This is a genomic window from Psychromonas sp., assembly GCF_983033635.1.
Genome location: NZ_CEZLMY010000027.1, coordinates 1 through 17910, shown reverse-complemented (window position 1 = coordinate 17910; position 17910 = coordinate 1). Strand labels below are relative to the sequence as shown.

The 17910-nt window shown below is 40.5% G+C and carries 15 protein-coding genes; 5 read left to right on the top strand and 10 right to left on the bottom strand.

The window, feature by feature from the left end; translation table 11 throughout:
* Positions 1-12: 12 nt before the first annotated feature.
* Together argA and glgX are read right to left on the bottom strand one after the other, a co-directional pair.
* Positions 13-1347, bottom strand: coding sequence for an amino-acid N-acetyltransferase (gene argA / locus AC4GME_RS05940; RefSeq protein ID WP_490375991.1), 1335 nt, complete (start codon positions 1345-1347; stop codon positions 13-15).
* A 73-nt stretch (positions 1348-1420) separates the two neighbouring features.
* Positions 1421-3472, bottom strand: coding sequence for a glycogen debranching protein GlgX (glgX, locus tag AC4GME_RS05935; RefSeq protein WP_490375990.1), 2052 nt, complete (start codon positions 3470-3472; stop codon positions 1421-1423).
* A gap of 111 nt (positions 3473-3583) precedes the next feature.
* Here glgX and AC4GME_RS05930 point away from each other — a divergent pair, with 111 nt between their 5' ends.
* Positions 3584-3970: a rhodanese-like domain-containing protein gene (locus AC4GME_RS05930; protein WP_490375989.1), complete on the top strand. Its 387-nt coding sequence runs from the start codon at positions 3584-3586 to the stop codon at positions 3968-3970.
* Positions 3971-4000: 30 nt separating this feature from the next.
* Here the strand turns inward: AC4GME_RS05930 and AC4GME_RS05925 are convergent, their stop codons facing one another.
* The 6 genes from AC4GME_RS05925 to clcA all read right to left on the bottom strand — a co-directional run bounded on the left by AC4GME_RS05925 (position 4001) and on the right by clcA (position 11931).
* Positions 4001-4621, bottom strand: coding sequence for a trimeric intracellular cation channel family protein (locus tag AC4GME_RS05925; protein ID WP_490375988.1), 621 nt, complete (start codon positions 4619-4621; stop codon positions 4001-4003).
* A gap of 177 nt (positions 4622-4798) precedes the next feature.
* Positions 4799-7939, bottom strand: a complete 3141-nt coding sequence (locus tag AC4GME_RS05920) for an efflux RND transporter permease subunit (RefSeq protein WP_490375987.1) — start codon at positions 7937-7939, stop codon at positions 4799-4801.
* Between the two features lie 2 nt (positions 7940-7941).
* Positions 7942-9021, bottom strand: a complete 1080-nt coding sequence (locus AC4GME_RS05915) for an efflux RND transporter periplasmic adaptor subunit (RefSeq protein ID WP_490375986.1) — start codon at positions 9019-9021, stop codon at positions 7942-7944.
* Between the two features lie 172 nt (positions 9022-9193).
* Positions 9194-9544, bottom strand: coding sequence for an iron-sulfur cluster insertion protein ErpA (gene erpA, locus AC4GME_RS05910; RefSeq protein WP_490375985.1), 351 nt, complete (start codon positions 9542-9544; stop codon positions 9194-9196).
* 190 nt (positions 9545-9734) lie between these two features.
* On the bottom strand, positions 9735-10493 hold the full coding sequence (locus tag AC4GME_RS05905) for a DUF6776 family protein (protein ID WP_490375984.1): 759 nt from the start codon (positions 10491-10493) through the stop codon (positions 9735-9737).
* Positions 10494-10518: 25 nt separating this feature from the next.
* Positions 10519-11931 (bottom strand): H(+)/Cl(-) exchange transporter ClcA, encoded by a 1413-nt coding sequence (gene clcA, locus AC4GME_RS05900; RefSeq protein WP_490375983.1) that lies wholly within the window; start codon positions 11929-11931, stop codon positions 10519-10521.
* Between the two features lie 241 nt (positions 11932-12172).
* Between clcA and hemL the strand changes: the two genes are divergently transcribed.
* From hemL to rraB, 4 genes are all read left to right on the top strand, one after another.
* Entirely contained in the window at positions 12173-13450 is a 1278-nt protein-coding gene (hemL, locus tag AC4GME_RS05895) for a glutamate-1-semialdehyde 2,1-aminomutase (protein ID WP_490375982.1), read from the top strand.
* A gap of 165 nt (positions 13451-13615) precedes the next feature.
* The gene (gene parC, locus AC4GME_RS05890) at positions 13616-15880 is read left to right on the top strand and encodes a DNA topoisomerase IV subunit A (RefSeq protein ID WP_490379131.1); all 2265 of its coding nucleotides are present in this window, start codon (positions 13616-13618) and stop codon (positions 15878-15880) included.
* 6 nt (positions 15881-15886) lie between these two features.
* Entirely contained in the window at positions 15887-16630 is a 744-nt protein-coding gene (locus tag AC4GME_RS05885) for a 1-acylglycerol-3-phosphate O-acyltransferase (protein WP_490375980.1), read from the top strand.
* Positions 16631-16642: 12 nt separating this feature from the next.
* Positions 16643-17008, top strand: a complete 366-nt coding sequence (gene rraB, locus AC4GME_RS05880) for a ribonuclease E inhibitor RraB (protein WP_490375979.1) — start codon at positions 16643-16645, stop codon at positions 17006-17008.
* Positions 17009-17071: 63 nt separating this feature from the next.
* Here the strand turns inward: rraB and AC4GME_RS05875 are convergent, their stop codons facing one another.
* The gene (locus tag AC4GME_RS05875; protein WP_490375978.1) at positions 17072-17455 is read right to left on the bottom strand and encodes a DUF2750 domain-containing protein; all 384 of its coding nucleotides are present in this window, start codon (positions 17453-17455) and stop codon (positions 17072-17074) included.
* Positions 17456-17463: 8 nt separating this feature from the next.
* Positions 17464-17733 carry a ubiquinone biosynthesis accessory factor UbiK gene (gene ubiK / locus AC4GME_RS05870; RefSeq protein ID WP_490375977.1) on the bottom strand — a complete coding sequence of 90 codons (270 nt, stop codon included), beginning with the start codon at positions 17731-17733 and terminating at the stop codon, positions 17464-17466.
* Between the last annotated feature and the right edge of the window lie 177 nt (positions 17734-17910).

Sequence of the window (17910 nt, the reverse complement as noted above, 5' to 3'; positions counted from 1 at the left end):
TCATTATTAAATTTAACGAATTTTACGAACTAGAACTTTCGAATTACGTTTCAGGTTATACAACTCTTTTTTAGAGGAAGGTAACTCACTAATATCAGCAAACTGAAAACCTCGCTCTCTAAACCAATGGATACTTTGTGTGGTTAAAACAAAAACAGATTCTAAACCTAATTCCCTTGCTTTACGCTCAACATGTTCAACTAAATTGTCGGCACGTGCGCTGCGACGGTATTTGGGATGACTTACTAAACAAGCAAGCTCGCCCATTTTTTCATCTTTAAAGGGATAAAGCGCAGCACAACCGATAACCATGCCGTCGCGCTCAACAATTTGAAAATGTTCAATTTCATTTTCTAATAACTCTCGTGAACGCTTAACTAAAATACCTTGTTTTTCAAGTGGTTCAATCAGCTCTAATAAACCACCAATATCGTCAATGGTAGCAGTGCGAATGCGCTCATAACTCTCTTTTACAATCTGAGAGCCAACCCCGTCTCGTGTAAACAACTCTTTTAACAGTGCTCCCTCTTGATAATAACTGATCAAATGGCTTCGTTTAACCCCTGCTTTACAAGCAGAAACAGCCGCACGTAAAAATCGTAATGTGCCTGATACTTGCCCTGCTTCCTTCTCCATAAAATCAATATGCTGCTGTGCCTGCTCAGGCAAAAGCTCAGAAATCACTTTGCCCTGCTCGTCTAAAACACCGGTATTAGAGCAAAAGCCAATTAATTTATCAGCTTCTAAACCTATTGCTACTTGGGTTGCGACCTCTTCGGCAAGGAGGTTAAAAACCTCACCTGTCACGGAATAACCAAGTGGTGAAATAACCGGAATTGCCCCGGATTCAAGCTGCGTTTTTATCCCTTCAACATCAATTTTTCTGACCTTGCCAGCATGACAATAATCAATGCCATCTTTAATACCAATCGGTTGCGCTGTGACCACATTGCTAACCACAGTGCGAATACTGGCACCCTGCATAGGTGAGTTTGCAAGTCCCATTGATAAACGGGCTTGCAATTCAATTTGCACAGCACCGACAGCCTGCTTAATTAACGCTAAGCTTTTATCGTCAGTAATGCGTAAATCATGGTGGAATTGACTGCTATGACCATGTAAATCGAGTTGCTTTTGAATTTGCGGACGCACGCCATGTACCAATACAAGCTTGACACCTAAACTGTTTAACAGTGCAATATCGTTGATAATATGTTGAAAATTATCTGTTTCTAATGCTTCTCCACCAACCATTAAAACAAATGTTTTATGGCGGTGTGCATTGATATAAGGTGCTGAGCTACGGAACCAATTAACTAATTGTTTTGAATCTTGTACAACTTCCATTTATTTACCTGTTTCAAAAAACACTTTGATAGCATTGTGATGACTTTTAGAGATTTTATCAATCACTCGCCATTTATCCAATCAAAATCACCACAGAACGTGGCGCAGCAAGATATTCATTGTTAAACCACTGTTTTTTATCTCCTTCTATATAAATATCTTTACCATCAGCTAACGAAGTATCAACGATGCGCAACCATTTTCCACTTGCAGATATGGGTAACTCAAAGTTAAGCGCTTCCCAAAAAGCATTAAAAATAACATAAGAGACAACGGATGAATGCGGGTGTTTACTTTCCATCGCGATCGAGTGTGAACTATCGGTCCAATCAGGCCTATTCACTTTCGTTCCATGCCAACGAATGCCAGATTGCTGAATAATTTCATGTAAAGAGTAGCGACTTGTGCTTTTAAGGTGTGGCGCATCAAAAGTGCGTTGCTCAATTAATGCCTTAATAAAACGAAACAGCTCTCTGTTCTTTTCAATTTTATTCCAGTTAAACCAAAAATCCGGGATATCCTGGCAATAGCCATTGTTATTGCCTTTTTGTGTGCGAGCTATTTCATCTCCCATTAATATCATAGGGGTACCTAATGAAAGAAGGTTGATTGTCATCATATTTTTTATCTGCTGATTACGTAACAGAAGAATTTCAGGATCATCCGTTTCACCTTCAACACCATGATTCCAGCTAAAATTATGATCGCATCCGTCTTGATTATTCTCACCATTAGCCAAATTGTGCTTTTGGTTGTAACTGACCAGATCATTAATGGTAAAACCATCATGGCAGGTAATAAAGTTAACCGATTTTTCCGGCTCAAAGTTATGCTTACCGTAAATGTCCGGACTGCCAATTAAACGAGAAGCAAATTTACTTACCATACCTTTGTCGCCTCGCACAAAGCGACGCACATCATCTCGAAAATGGCCATTCCATTCACGCCAGCGTTGCCCGGCCAAGCTACCAACCTGATATAAACCACCGGCATCCCATGCTTCGGCAATCAGCTTAACAGGAGAAAGGATTGGATCGGTATCAATACTCCATAAAGTAGGCGGACTAGGCATCGGATGGCCAGACTCATCACGAGATAAAATGGAGGCTAAATCAAAACGAAAACCATCAACATGCATTTTTTCTACCCAAAAATGTAAACTGTCAAGGATCATACGTCTCACCACGGAATGCGTAGCATTAAGGGTATTACCGCAACCACTGAAGTTCATATAATGCTGTCCGTCTGCAGATAAAATGTAATAATCACCGTTATCAAAACCACGAAATGAATAAGTAGGCCCATTTTCACCACCTTCTGCGGTATGGTTGTAAACCACATCTAAAATCACTTCAATATCAGCTGCATGTAAGGCTTTAACCATATCTCTAAATTCATTAATCGGGCCAAATTTGGATTTATCTGAACTATATTCACGGTGCGGGGAAAACAGAGATAACGGGCTATACCCCCAATAATTAACAAGTCCTGCATGATGTTCGCTGGGATCAAACTGATGAACAGGCATCAATTCAACCGCTGTAATACCCAGCTCTTTTAAATAGGGTATTTTTTCAATAATCCCAGCGTAAGTCCCGCGTTTATTTTTAGCGATGTTCGAGCTTTGATGGCGAGTAAAACCGCCTATATGCATTTCATAAATAACACTTTTAGCAAAAGAGTGACGCGGATGCGAATCCTCCTGCCAATCGTAATCGTCGATATCCACAACCACACTTTTTAAACATTTATCGACGTTTGAGCCACACCCTATAGCTGCATCACGAGAAAAGTTATCACCGCGTTCAACCAATAAACCATAAGGATCTAATAACACTTTTTCAGGGGCAAAGGCCGTTCCTTCATAAGGACGATAAGGCCCGTTTACACGAAAACCATAAAGCTGCCCCGGTTTTACATCTTCAATAAAAATATGCCAGTAAAAAGCCGTGCGATTATCATTAACTGAAAATTCAAAAGTATCGCTAGGTGCTGTTGCATCTTTGTGATCAAAAAATAACAGTTCAACGCTTTCAGCCAGACGCGCATAAATACAAAAGTTTGCACCTTTGTCGGTATAGGTCACACCTAATTTATCTGGTTTACCATTAGCTTTAGAAAACATACTACACTCCACATCACACTGAACAATAAAGCAATCAACCACACGACCACCATCGTGTTTTACACTTAACGAAAGCGATACGATTAACAAACCAATTTTTTAGGGGATTACATGAAATTAGTCTATCTGATAAGAATAGCCACTCTTTTACTATTTAGCGCCTATGCTCAAGCTAAAATTGCTCAAATTGAGCCTCAGGCATTACTTGACAATATAGCGTCTCAGAAAATATCAGTAATTTTAGATGTGCGAAGTGAACAGGAGTTTTTACAGGGACATATCCAGGGTGCGCTGAACATCCCGTATAATCAACTTATTCAACACAAAGCACTGATTGAAAAATACAAAACAGAAGATGTTGTTATTTATTGTCGCTCTGGCAGGCGCGCTCGCATTGCCTACCAGACTTTACAGGATTTAGGCTTTAATCAGTTAATGGATTTAAGAGGGCATATCAATTTATGGCAAGCGCTTAACTTTCCGTTAGTCACAGAATAATCTATTAACTAAGTGTCGTTAAGCTTACGCTTATCGACCATCACTAAATACCGGCAATGAAAGGTGCCAATAAATAGCAGATAAACGTAACGACAGAGTGCCTAAAATAGCGATGACCATGGAAAAAATAGATCCTAATTCCAAGAAACCACAGATAACATATAAGATAGCCCCTAAAATTGAAGCGGTTGCATAAATCTCTTTCTGTAAAATATATGGAATCTGACCGCTTAAGATGTCTCTGATCATCCCTCCGACGACCCCGGTAACACAGCCCATCACAATCGCAACAGGCCCGCTGAATCCAAATGAAAGGGCTTTTTGTGCGCCAATAATCGTAAAGATTGCCAACCCAAATGCATCTAAAGTGGGCAATAAATAGGCAGGAAAGCGATGAATACGGTGTAACCACAATACACTTAATAAAGCAGTTAATAAAATCACATAGATATAAGTATTATCCATAATCCAAAATACAGGGGTTGAGCCCATCATCATATCGCGCAGGGTGCCGCCTCCAATCGCAGTCACGCCGGCAAGTACGGTTATTCCAAAAGGATCCATGCGTAAGCGAGTAGCCACTAACACCCCTGATATTGCAAAGGCGATGGTACCGAGCATATCGAAAATATAGATGAAGTTTTCTAACATTTTTTCGTTGTCCGTTACAAAAAAGGATTCTTGCACCATTTTTTATTATGGTGCAAATTCTAAATAAGCAGTTTGGATATAAACCCCAAAACTAAAAGTTTAAGAATTTTACCCCCTCTTCACTAAAGGATGCAAGTTGCCCTTTAATTCATTAAGCGTCAGTAACTATATTATTTGTTAGCTTTTAAGTGTTTGATTTTCACCTGAACATCGTGCAATTAATGCGCAGAGTGCAACGGATGACTTGTGCCCAATCATTAACAAGCAAGGGGTTAAAATAAGTGTCAGCAAGGTCGCAAAAGTTAAACCGCCTGCAATAGCAGTAGCCAGTTGTGCCCACCATTGCGTTGATGGTGCGCCGAACTCAACCGTTCTTGTGAAAAAATCCAGATTCACTTTTAAGACCATTGGCATCAGTCCTAAAATCGTTGTCACAGTGGTCAGAAGTACGGGACGAATACGTTGTGCACCGGTTCTTAATATCGCATCATGAGTATTGATGCCTTGCCCTTTTAAAACATTATAAGTATCAATTAAAACGATATTATTATTAACCACGATCCCCGCCAGGGCGATAACACCAATACCGGACATTACAATACCAAAGGCACTTTGGCTAAAGAATAAACCGACAAACACCCCTGCTGTGGAAAAAACAACCGCGCTCAAAATCAAAAAAGCTTGATAAAAAGAGTTAAACTGCAATACCAAAATCAATGCCATAATAGCTAATGCCACCATAAAGGCATTTTTTAAGAAACTTTCAGCTTCTTGCTGATCTTCATTTTGACCGCGCAGTTTTAGACTGACGCGCGGATCCAGTCCTAAGGTAGGAAGCTCTTTTTCAAGCTCTGGCAAAATCAAACTTAAGTTATAACCAGGGGCCATATCAGCACTAACTGTCATCACAATACGGCCGTCCACTTTTTTAATAGAGGATTGCTTGGGTGATGGTAATAGTGTAACAAAATGACTGATTGGCACTTGCCCTGCTGCCGTTTGTAAACGAAGCTCTGCAAGTTTACTTAAACTGCGTTCATTTTCAGGATAACGAACACGAATATCTAACTCATCATCAACATCATCGGGCCGGTAAGTGCCTAACATCAAACCATTAGTCAGAAATTGTACACTGCTGCCTAATAAGGTCGCATCAGCACCATAACGCGCCGCATCGGCACGGTTTATTTTAAACTTCCATTCAATACCCGGTTTTGCGCCATCATCTTCAATATTTATAAAATAGCTTTTTTCCATCAAGGTTTGATGTAATTTATCTGCCGCTACTTGCAGCAACTGCGGGAATCGTGAACTAATTTCGATTTGCAGATCTTTTCCCGTTGGCGGACCTGCCTGATCTTTTTTCAGCTCAATTTCAACACCGGGCAGATCTTCAGTGCGTTGCTTAATATCTGCAATAATTTCATTAGCGCTGCGCCGATCTTGCCAGTCACTTAAATTAATGCGCATATTACCGACTAAATCCCCTGTTGCATCACCGGTTTTGACATATAGCGTATCAATTTCATCACTGAGCGGTAATATTTTCTGCTCAATGGTTGACATAATATCGTCTTGTTCATAGATAGAAAAATCGCCATATGAACGCACTTTAACACTAATTCCGGGAGGCTCTACATCAGGAAAAAATTCAACGCCGAGATTAGATTTTACAAATAAAGCCACACCCGAAATAGCAATAACCGAAGCCAGTAATAAGACTAACCATGGGCTTTTAATCGCTTTGTACAATATTTTTACATAAACGCCTGTAAACCCCGTAAGGGTTAAGAGATCCCCTTGATCTGCGATAATTGCATTTTTTTGCTCTTTTTCAGAAAGTACACGCGGTTTACCAAATACACTGCCTAATACGGGAATAAAAATCAGTGCCATTAACAATGACGCAGTTAATGTTGCAATTAAGGTCAGCGGCAAATATTTCATAAACTCGCCCGTAATACCCGGCCAAAACAGTAGTGGTGCGAAGGCGGCTAGGGTTGTTGAAGTTGAGGCGATAATCGGCCATGCCATACGTTTAGCCGCATCCAGGTAAGCTTTATGACGCTTTACACCCGCGCTCATTTCTCGATCTGCAAACTCAGTAACAACAATTGCGCCGTCAACAAGCATGCCCACTGCCATAATCAGTGCGAATAAAACCACAATATTAACTGTAATCCCTGACATCCAAAGCACCAAAATACCCGTTAAAAAAGAGCCCGGAATAGCAATACCGACTAAAATAGCACTGCGCATTCCGAGTACTGCAATAATCACAATAACCACTAATAACACCGCGCTCAACACATTATTTTGCAGATCATTAAGCATGGTTTTAACATCTTTTGAACTGTCGCCAGCATAACTAACTTGAATATTATTTGGCCAAAACTGACGATTTTCATCAACTAGGGCTTTCACTTTATCCACCGTATAAATAATGTTTTCCCCCGGACGTTTTACCACTTCCAGGGAGATGGTCGGTAAACCGTTAACCCGAACAAAACTAGATGGATCTTTAAAAGTTCGACGAATTTGTGCGACATCAGCAAAGGTGATCACTTTATCTCCCGACACTTTTATCGGCATCGACAGCACATCTTTAATGGTTGAAAAAACGGCGGGCACTTTAATCGGAAAACGCCCTTTTCCCGTATCCATCACACCAGCCGCAACCAATCGATTATTACGTGAAATTAGGTTGTAAATATCGCTCATATCCAGCTGATAACTTTCCATCAGCAAAGTATCAACCAATATTTCCACCATATCTTCACGATCGCCACCAATATTAACTTCAAGAATTTCAGCAAAACCTTCTAACTTATCCTGCATCTCTCTAGCCAGTGTAATCATCGCCCGCTCTGGCGCGCTGCCCGATAATAAAATAGTAAGGGCAGGATTCTCTGTGGCGAGAGTCACCTGCTTTACAATCGGATCATCACTTTCCTGCGGCAGTTTCCCCTTTGCCTGATCCACTTTTTCATGCACATCAGTCAATGCGTCTTTAATATCGATATCAATATAAAACTCCATCACAACTGAAGCATGACCAGAGCTAGCGGTTGATTTCATCTCTTTAATGCCCTCAATGCCACGTAACTCTTGTTCAAGCGGGCGCAACAATAAGCGTTCTGCATCTTCAGGGGAGATCCCTTCGTGGCCAACAGAAACATAGATAAAGGGAATGGGAATATCGGGATCAGACTCTTTTGGAACATTGATATAGGCGGAAAGTCCAGCGATCAATAAAAAAGCTAACAGCATTAACAGCGCACGTTTGCGTGATAACGAACCTTCAATAATCGTTTTCATGATTATTTCTCCACCGCAATGGCTTCTACGCGGTCGCCGGGTTTAACAAAGCCCTGTCCTAAAGTAATAATATCAACTGAACCTTCAAAGCCTGATAACCAGGCACCATCATTATCGGCTTCAACAAGATTAATACCTTTAAAGACAACAATTCCATCTTTCACCAACTTAATGCCTAAGTTGCCCTGCTCGTCCATTGCCAGAGCTGAAGGTGATACATAAATTGCCTCAACAGGGTAGAGAGGAATTGATAATTTAGCGCTAATGCCGGAAAAGATTTTAAAATCAGGATTAGGAAATTCTGCTTCAATGCGGAAAGTACTGCTTTTAGGATCAGCGAAGGACGCAATATAGCTAATTTTCCCTGAAATTTTCTCTCCGGAAAGTAAAGTCGCTGAAATATTCTGCCCCAGTTTTAACTGATTAATATAATGCTCAGTCGCATCCCCACGAATAACGATAGGATCGATATTTTCTAAACTAAAAATTGCATCCCCCACTTGCAGATAATCACCCTGTTCTGCAAATTGCTCCTGCAAAATCCCCGAGAAAGGTGCCACTATATTCGTACGCTCTAATTGTAATTGCAGCTGTTTAACACCAGTTTTAGCCGCTAACAGTAAACTGTTAACTTCTGCTAAACGAACCCGGCCTTGCAGCCCTTTATCATTTAATGATTTAACCGCTTTATAATTTAACAGACGCTCTGCAAGTAACCCCTCAGTTTGCGCTAGGCGTTGCGGCAATTCATTTTTTTCAATATTTGCCAAGCCTGCATTACGCTTTACATAGCGCCCTTTTTTAGTAGATACACCGACTATTTCCCCCGCAATTTCAGCGCGGATAACGGCGCGACTGTTAGCTTCACTTCTTCCATATAAAGTTAAAAACTTAGTCATTTTTTGAGGTTTAAAATGTGTCGTTTGTACCTTTGGTAAGTTTTCTTGATTAGCTGCAGTTTGTGCTTCGCTTAACAGGCTCTCGGCTGGGCTTAATAACATCCAAAACAACAGTAGCCCTGTAATCAACAACGCAATCCAATAAGGTCGTAAAGCAAAATAATGGAATAAACGCACAAACATAAGCAAACCTCAACAAATAATAAAAATTAACATTGTAATGGTATAGCAATAAAAGAGGGATGCGAGCGAGAACTGTCGGTTTTGTAGGGGGAACTATCTTTTTTCAGCAAAGAAGAGCTGTGAAGTTTTAATTTGGGAGATTAAAAAACTTCACAGTTCAAGCGAAAGAAATTTACACTGAGAATGACGAACCACAACCACAGGTTGCCGTTGCATTTGGATTGTTAACTAAAAAACGCGAACCTTCTAAACCGTCAATATAATCGACAGTGCCACCAACCAGGTATTGCAAACTCATCGAGTCAACCACTAAGGTCACGCCATTGTTTTCAATTAATGTATCACCTTCATTCACTTTTTCATCAAAAGTAAAACCGTATTGGAACCCTGAACAGCCACCACCAGTCACATAAACTCGTAATTTTAATGCTGGATTTTTTTCCTCAGCAATAAGAACTTTTACTTTATTTGCCGCACTATCACTAAAATAAATTGGCAATGCCATTTCGACTTCGGATGTCATGGTAACCTCTAAAAATGTAAGCTGATTGATAGAAAGCGTATTCAATTAATACAATTTCTATCTTTATTATCCAATACCCGACCAATTAGTTCAAGTATTATAAAATTTGAATAATGCATCATTATATCCAAACCACTTGAAAATGTATAATTGAGCAAGTCGAGAGGCAAAAACTGAAGTTCTGCTCTTTCTATGGATTAACCAGACCAGTTAAATTCCCTATACTTAAATCGGGTAAACTTCCCAGATCAAACTCTGTTGAGTTGCCTTCATCTTTTTCGATAAGCGCTTGCCAGTCATAACGTTGCTCTACCTGCTGCGCTTTATACCAACGATTTCCCGTTACATTTACCTGTAAAATAACTTCATCAACCGTCATTTCAGGCGCTAATCTAAAAACCCCATTAATTGTCTGAAAATATTTGAATTTAAAAGTCGATGTAACCGTTTCACTGAGCTCACTTAAAGAGATATTTTTCAAATGTTCATTCTCAAAAACAGAGAAAGTCAGCTCAAACTGCCCGGTTAAAAAGCGGCGCCCTTTTTGGGCCTGCATTAATACCAACTCATAATTCCATTGATCTGTTTCAACATTTTTCACTACAGTGAATGAATATATTTTCACACCAGAAGATTCCATCTCAGGTGCGACAACTCGCTCATAAAAATACAACTTATTTGCTGACAAATTTAATTGTTCATTAATTTTTTTATTCTCTTGAGTTAATCGGTTAATGGTCTGGTTATCTGTCAGTAATCGGGCTTCTATACGTGCAACCTGTTTAGACAGTTCAACTTTCTCAGCGCTGATGGTCTGCAAATCTGTTTCCATTAACGCCAGTGAATCACGCAAAATATCCTGTTTAAATTTACCCAGTAAAAAACCCAGCAATAAACAGATCATCGAAACAACAATCCATTTGATGAAACTTTTTTTTAAACGTCTCATTGAACATCCTTAATATATGAGAAAATCATTTATCTTTACCTAATACTCGGAACATCGCTTTACGCGTTTTCTCCTGGCGTTTGCGGCGCATTGACAGTTTCATTGTGCGCTCTAGTAATTGCGTATAAATTGGACGGCCACCAAGCGATTGTGCAACCATTGTTGCGCCTAAACAGGTCACGATTAATGGTAAAATCATTTCATAATTGCTGGTCATCTCAATCACCAATAGTATCCCGGTAATTGGCGCGCGTACAGTGGCAGCAAACAATCCGCCCATACCTGCAATCGCAAACGTGCCTGCTTCCGTGACAATATCAGGAAACATCGCATGAGCAGCTAAACCAAATAACATACCGAATAACGTGCCCAGCGCTAAGGTTGGCGCAAACACACCGCCCGGCGCACCTGAGCCAAAACTAAGCAGTGTGGTTAAGACGCGAAACAGGAAAATAATCATCAGGCCACCCGCAAGGTAATGGCCTCCTTCAACCTCAGGGATAAGTTCAATACCACTAAATGCAAGTTGTGGCTCTAAAACAGATAACGCACCAAAACCAGCACCTAAAAACAAACCAATAGCAACAAAACGCCAACGCTGATTTTGATGAATAAACAGGTACATATCTAATGTAGAAAGCACCATTTTATTAAACAAAATACCAATCACACCAAAACAGAAACCTAATAGCAGATATAACCACAGCGACATCAGAGCCGGGTGTGAATATTGAGTGACACGCACGACCGCCTCTTGATCGGAAATTAAACGCATCACGATTGTAGCCATTACCGCACTCATAAACACACTTTTGGTAGAGGTTAAACTGTAGTTAAATTGAGAACGCATCTCTTCGATAACAAACATAATTCCGGCCAGTGGCGCATTAAAAGCAGCGGCCAGACCACCCGCAGCACCTGCTGCTAACAAAGCTTGGCTATCGACTTTATCTACTTTAAAAAGATCGGAGATCATACGTCCGACATTTGCACCTAACTGCACAGAAGGCCCTTCTCGCCCTAGTGCCATACCGCTACCAAGGGCCAGTAAACCACCAAAAAATTTAACCGGGAGAACACGTTTCCAGCGAACAGGGCGCATACCTTCCATCGCCCCTTCAATTTCAGGAATACCACTTCCCCCCGCCTCCGGGGCAAATCTATGGGTAAGATAAAAGGCTAAACCTGCCATCATTGATGAGATTGGAATTGCCACTAGCCACAATGGTGTTTCTGAATCGCTATAGGCTGCAATTAATTGCAGGCGCATTTCACTAATCCAGATAATACCGTAATCAAATAATGCTGACATTACCCCCGCTAAGGTACCAATAAACACCGATAACCAAATGAGTAATGCGCTGCTTTTACGGGTAAAAAAACGCTCAATAAAACGTTTGAAATAATTCAGAAGAAATAAAGGGATACTTATTTTCATGCAAATTTAAACAACTTTTAAAAAGGTAGAATGGAGTAAACAATAAAAGAACGTAATTATATAAAACAAACAACTCAAAATAACATGATGCAGTGCAAAAAAGTATTGATAATATGAATAAATATAGCAATTATTATCAAGTAGCAGAATCTGCTATATTGCATATACTGCCAAACCACTTGAAGATACATCTTCAGGTAGCTTAGATATATTTTCCAAACTGTTAATTAATAGGACTTTCATGAGCAAATCTAACCAGCTTTTCGAGCGAGCACAATCAATCATCCCAGGAGGTGTAAACTCCCCCGTTCGTGCATTTAATGGCGTTGGTGGTGATCCACTGTTTATTGAAAAAGCACAAGATGCTTATATTTATGATGTCGATAATAACAGATATATCGATTATGTGGGTTCTTGGGGGCCGATGATTTTAGGGCATAACCACCCAGATATTAAAGCGGCGGTTTTAGCTGCCGCTGAAAATGGTTTAAGTTTTGGCGCCCCGACCCAAATAGAAATAACCATGGCAGAAAAGGTACGCAGCTTAGTACCCTCAATGGAACAACTGCGCATGGTAAGCTCAGGTACAGAAGCAACCATGAGTGCCATCCGTTTAGCACGTGGTTTTACCGGGCGCGATAAAATCCTCAAATTTGAAGGCTGTTACCACGGCCATGCAGACTCATTACTGGTTAAAGCAGGCTCAGGCGCATTAACCTTAGGTCAACCAAGCTCACCTGGCATCCCGGCTGATTTTGCAAAACATACACTAACAGCAAGCTATAACGATCTTGAGTCGGTACAGCAACTGTTTACTGAATACCAAGGACAAATTGCCTGTATTATTGTTGAGCCTGTAGCCGGCAATATGAACTGTATCCCGCCACAACCAGGCTTTTTGCAAGGTTTACGTCAGATTTGTGATAATAATGATGCGTTACTTATTTTAGATGAAGTGATGACAGGTTTCCGAGTGGCACTGGGTGGCGCACAGGCTTACTATGATATTAAACCCGATTTAACCACCTTAGGAAAAGTGATCGGTGGCGGCATGCCTGTTGGCGCATTTGGCGGCTGTAAAAAAGTGATGCAGCATATCGCACCAACTGGCCCTGTTTATCAAGCGGGCACACTGTCAGGTAATCCAATTGCAATGCATGCAGGCCTCGCCGCATTAACTGCACTCGATACTCCTGAATATGCAAAACTGGCAGAAAAAACTAAAACGTTAGCACTTGGATTACAAAAAGTAGCGAAAGAGGAAAATGTACCATTAGCCGTTAACTATGTCGGTGGTATGTTTGGTTTCTTCTTTACAGAGGAAAAACAGATAAGCAACTTTGCACAGGTTTGTGCTTGTGATGTAGAGAAATTCAAGAAATTCTTCCACTTAATGCTCGAACAGGGAATCTATCTTGCTCCTTCAGCATTTGAAGCTGGATTTTTATCATTAGCACATAGCGATCAAGATATTGAAGATACCTTAATCGCCGCTAAAAAAGCATTTTCTCAGTTATAATTTAGACACAAATAAGTTAAAAAATGCGCGATGATGACAGCGTGCATTTTTTCTCCGCTTTTTCTTCACAAATCACCGCTAAACATGCCCTCACAATTTTTCGTCACTCCTTAATTACGCTATACTACGCCCTTTTCTACTATCAGATAAACAGGGTTGTAAAACATGAGTGAAGTATTAGATTTAAGCTTAGAAGGTATCGAAAAGCTCCCTCTTGCTAAATTTACCGAAGATGCCTATCTCAACTACGCCATGTACGTGATTATGGATCGTGCTCTACCTCATATCGGAGATGGTTTAAAACCCGTGCAACGCCGTATCGTTTATGCGATGTCTGAGCTCGGTTTATCCGCACTTTCCAAGCATAAAAAATCTGCCCGCACCGTCGGTGATGTATTAGGTAAATATCACCCGCATGGTGATAGTGCCTGTTACGAAGCGATGGTATTAATGGCACAACCTTTCTCATACCGCTATCCTCTGATTGATGGTCAAGGCAACTGGGGTGCCCCCGACGATCCTAAATCATTCGCCGCGATGCGTTATACCGAATCTCGTTTATCTGCTTTTTCAGAAGTATTACTTACGGAAATATCTCAAGGCACCACAGACTGGAAGCCCAATTTTGACGGCACCATGAAAGAGCCGGTTTTATTACCCGCACGTTTACCGCATATTTTATTAAATGGTATTACCGGTATTGCGGTCGGGATGGCAACCGATATTCCGCCCCATAATGCCCGCGAAGTTGCCGATGCGTGTATTCATCTGCTTGACAATCCCAAAGCCAATCTCGATGATTTAATGGGCTTTATACAAGGACCGGATTACCCGACAGAAGCTGAAATCATCACACCTAATCGTGATATTAAAAAGATCTATCAAAGCGGAAGAGGCAGTTTTAAAAGCCGTGCTGTTTATCAAGTTGATAACGGAGAAATAGTGATTACCGCCCTGCCTCATCGAGTTTCCGGCGGAAAAATTCTCAAAGAGATTGCCAAACAGATGCAGGATAAAAAACTGCCGATGGTCGCGGATCTACGTGATGAATCAGATCATGAAAATCCGACTCGTTTAGTTATTATTCCACGCTCTAATCGCATTGATATTGAAGCACTAATGAATCATCTTTTTGCTTCAACCGATCTTGAAGTTAACCATAAAGTTAACCTTAATATGCTTGGGCTCAACCAGCGCCCGCAGGTAAAAGGTTTAGTCACAATTTTAAATGAATGGTTAATATATCGTGTTAGCACAGTTCGCCGTCGCTTACAGTTCCGCCTCGATAAAATTTTAGCCCGCTTGCATATTTTAGAAGGCTTATTAGCGGCTTATCTGAATATCGATGAAGTGATTGAAATAATCCGTACCTATGATGACGCGAAAGCAGAATTAATATCACGCTTTAATCTTTCAGAAATACAAGCGCACGCTATTCTGGAAATTAAACTGCGCCAGCTTGCCAAATTAGAAGAGATTCAAATTCGTGGCGAAATGGCAGAGTTAACTGCCGAGCAGAAAAAGCTTGAGCTTTTATTAGGCTCTGATCGCCGTTTAAAAACACTGGTAAAGAAAGAGCTTAAAGCAGACGCTGAAAAATATGGCGATGATAGACGCTCACCTCTGGTCGAACGCATAGAAGCAAAAGCGTTAACAGAAAAAGAGTTAACGCCAAGTGAAGCCGTTACCGTTGTATTATCAAGCCAGGGCTGGGTACGCTCCGCAAAAGGACATGATATCGACGCACATGCATTAAGTTACAAAGCCGGAGATGAATTCCTAACCAGCACGCAAGGCAGAAGTAATCAAAGCTGTATATTTATTGATAGTACAGGCCGCGCTTATTCATTAGATGCACATTCATTACCATCTGCCCGCTCTCAAGGTGAACCGCTAACAGGCCGGTTTAATCAAAACAGTAACGTGCCTTTTGTTTGTGCATTGATTGGAGATGAGCCAGATCGTTACATAATCAGCAGCGATCATGGTTACGGATTTATCGCCAAATTCAGTGATATTAATAGCCGCAATAAAAATGGTAAGGCACTGATTAATCTAACAGAAAATGCACTGTTAATGGCGCCGCAAAAACTCAGTGCTGATGAAGACGATCTATGTTTAACCATCAGTAACGAAGGACGCATGTTAATATTCCCTGTTGATAGTTTGCCGAATTTAAGTAAAGGCAAAGGCAACAAAATGATTAACATCAGCACAGCAAAAGCGACGAAGCGCGAAGAGTTTGTTACTATGCTGCAAATTATCCCTCTATCAAGCTCTGTAACCCTGCATGCAGGTAAACGCAAACTGACCTTAAAAGCCAGTGATTTGGCACATTACCAAGGTGAACGAGGACGTCGTGGTCATAAACTGCCGCGCGGATTACAGCGTGTTGATAAAATTGAAGTTATATCTGAGAAAGAGAATTAAAAAATCATGTTATATATTATTCGTTTAATATTAATTAGTTTAAGTGTGTTACTGATGAGTGTGTATGCTATTTTTTACTGCCTATTCAGTCCGCGAAATCCTAAAAACACTTACCATTTTGCCATGCTGTTTAGCAAAATGTCCCGATTAGTGGGTTTAAAAGTAACAGTACGCATTCCTGAAAGCGCGAAAAACAACGGTTCGGTTGTCTATATCGCTAATCACCAAAATAACTGCGACATGCTGACAACAACGGCTGCAGTGCAACCTGGCTCGGTAACAATCGGTAAAAAAAGCCTGGTATGGATCCCCTTTTTCGGCATCATTTACTGGTTAACGGGCAATATTTTGATCGACCGAGATAATAAAAGTAAATCAAAAAACACCATTACTGATGTTGTTGAGCAGATGCGCGCTAAAGATCTGGCTGTATGGATCTTTCCAGAAGGTACCCGCAGCCGTGGCCGCGGTTTAATGCCGTTTAAAATGGGCGCGTTTCATACCGCATTACAAGCGGGTGTTAATGTCGTCCCTACCGTTGTTTCCAATACCCACCAGCAGGTTAAACTAAACCGCTGGGATAACGGAGAAGTGATTGTTGAGATGCTTGAGCCCATTGATATAACACAGTATAAAAAACGTGAAATACGCCGTTTAATGAATGACTCTCATGCCATTATGTTAGAGAAGTACGAGCAACTAAATAAAGAAGTAAAACGTCCGGATAATAATCGAAATTGTTGTGGTTAATAGGAATTTATAATGGAAAAAATATTAGATTTAAAAGAGTTACTAGAAGAGTTTCACGAAGAAACAGAGGAAATTGTTGAGGCTATTCTTGAAGATGGCAGTAATCCGGATGCGGTCTATATGATTGAGCATCACCTTTCATGCACTGATTTTGATGTGTTAGAAAAAGCGGCTGTTGCTTGTTTTAAAAAAGGTTATGAAGTCACCGATCCTGAAGAACTCGAACTGGAAGATGGCTCAATTATTTTAAGTTTTGATGTGGTTATCGAAATGAACCTAGATGAAGAAGCGATAATGGAAGATGTCGAAAAACTGCTTATTCTTGCGCAGTCTTTCGATATTGATTATGACGGCTGGGGAACCTACCCGGAAGAGTAACTACTTACCCAGTTTAAACTATAAGCCGCAAAGGGTTCACTTTTTGCGGCTTATAATCTCATATTATGCTGTTTCTTGTTTACTAAGCTCTTGTTCTTTTTCAATAAGCGAATTTTTCAACACCATCGCTTCGATCTCTAAACCAAATAAGTTTTCATCCCAGTTTAGCCCCGCAAAAACCTGTTGTTTCTGCATTCCATCCAACCAGGATTCTAAAAAGACAGGAAGCGAAATCGCTTCAACTTTATAATCGGCCCATTCTTCGTTTTGTAGTTTTTCAGCTAAAGCCGGCTCTGACCAAAAGAGGTAAACCGCTTGGGCATCTTTATTGTCATGTGCGTGGCAGTTTGCCCACCCTTGTTTTTCATCAAATAAACCAAACAATTCATCCTGCTTGGTTACTTGTTCAACAAACATTTCGGCATTTTTTAAATATTGCTCTTTCATTGTATTTCTCAGTCTTCTTTTTCAATCGTTGCTTGGTCTAATTTTTTTTCAAGCTCAACAAACTTTGCTTCCATTTCCGCTAGCTTTTCACGCGTACGTAATAACACATGCGTCTGCACATCAAACTCTTCACGGCTAACCATATCAAGTTTACCCAATTGTGCTTGTAATACCTGTTTGATTTTGCGATCGACTTCTTCACCGAAGCTTTTTACGCCGGCAGGCATAGCATCACTAACTTGTTTGGCGATCTCTTCTAATTTTTGCGGGTTAAACATGATTGGCCTCCTTAAATATGAAGGGCTATTGTAAACCTGCCCTTGGTTAATTTCTATGCTTAAAATTTGTGTTTTATTGTTTATTTAAACGCATACTGAAAATAAAACCTGTTAATCAGGTCATATACCCATGTTACTTCAAGATGCAAAATCAGCAAGCCAAATTGTACTTAGATG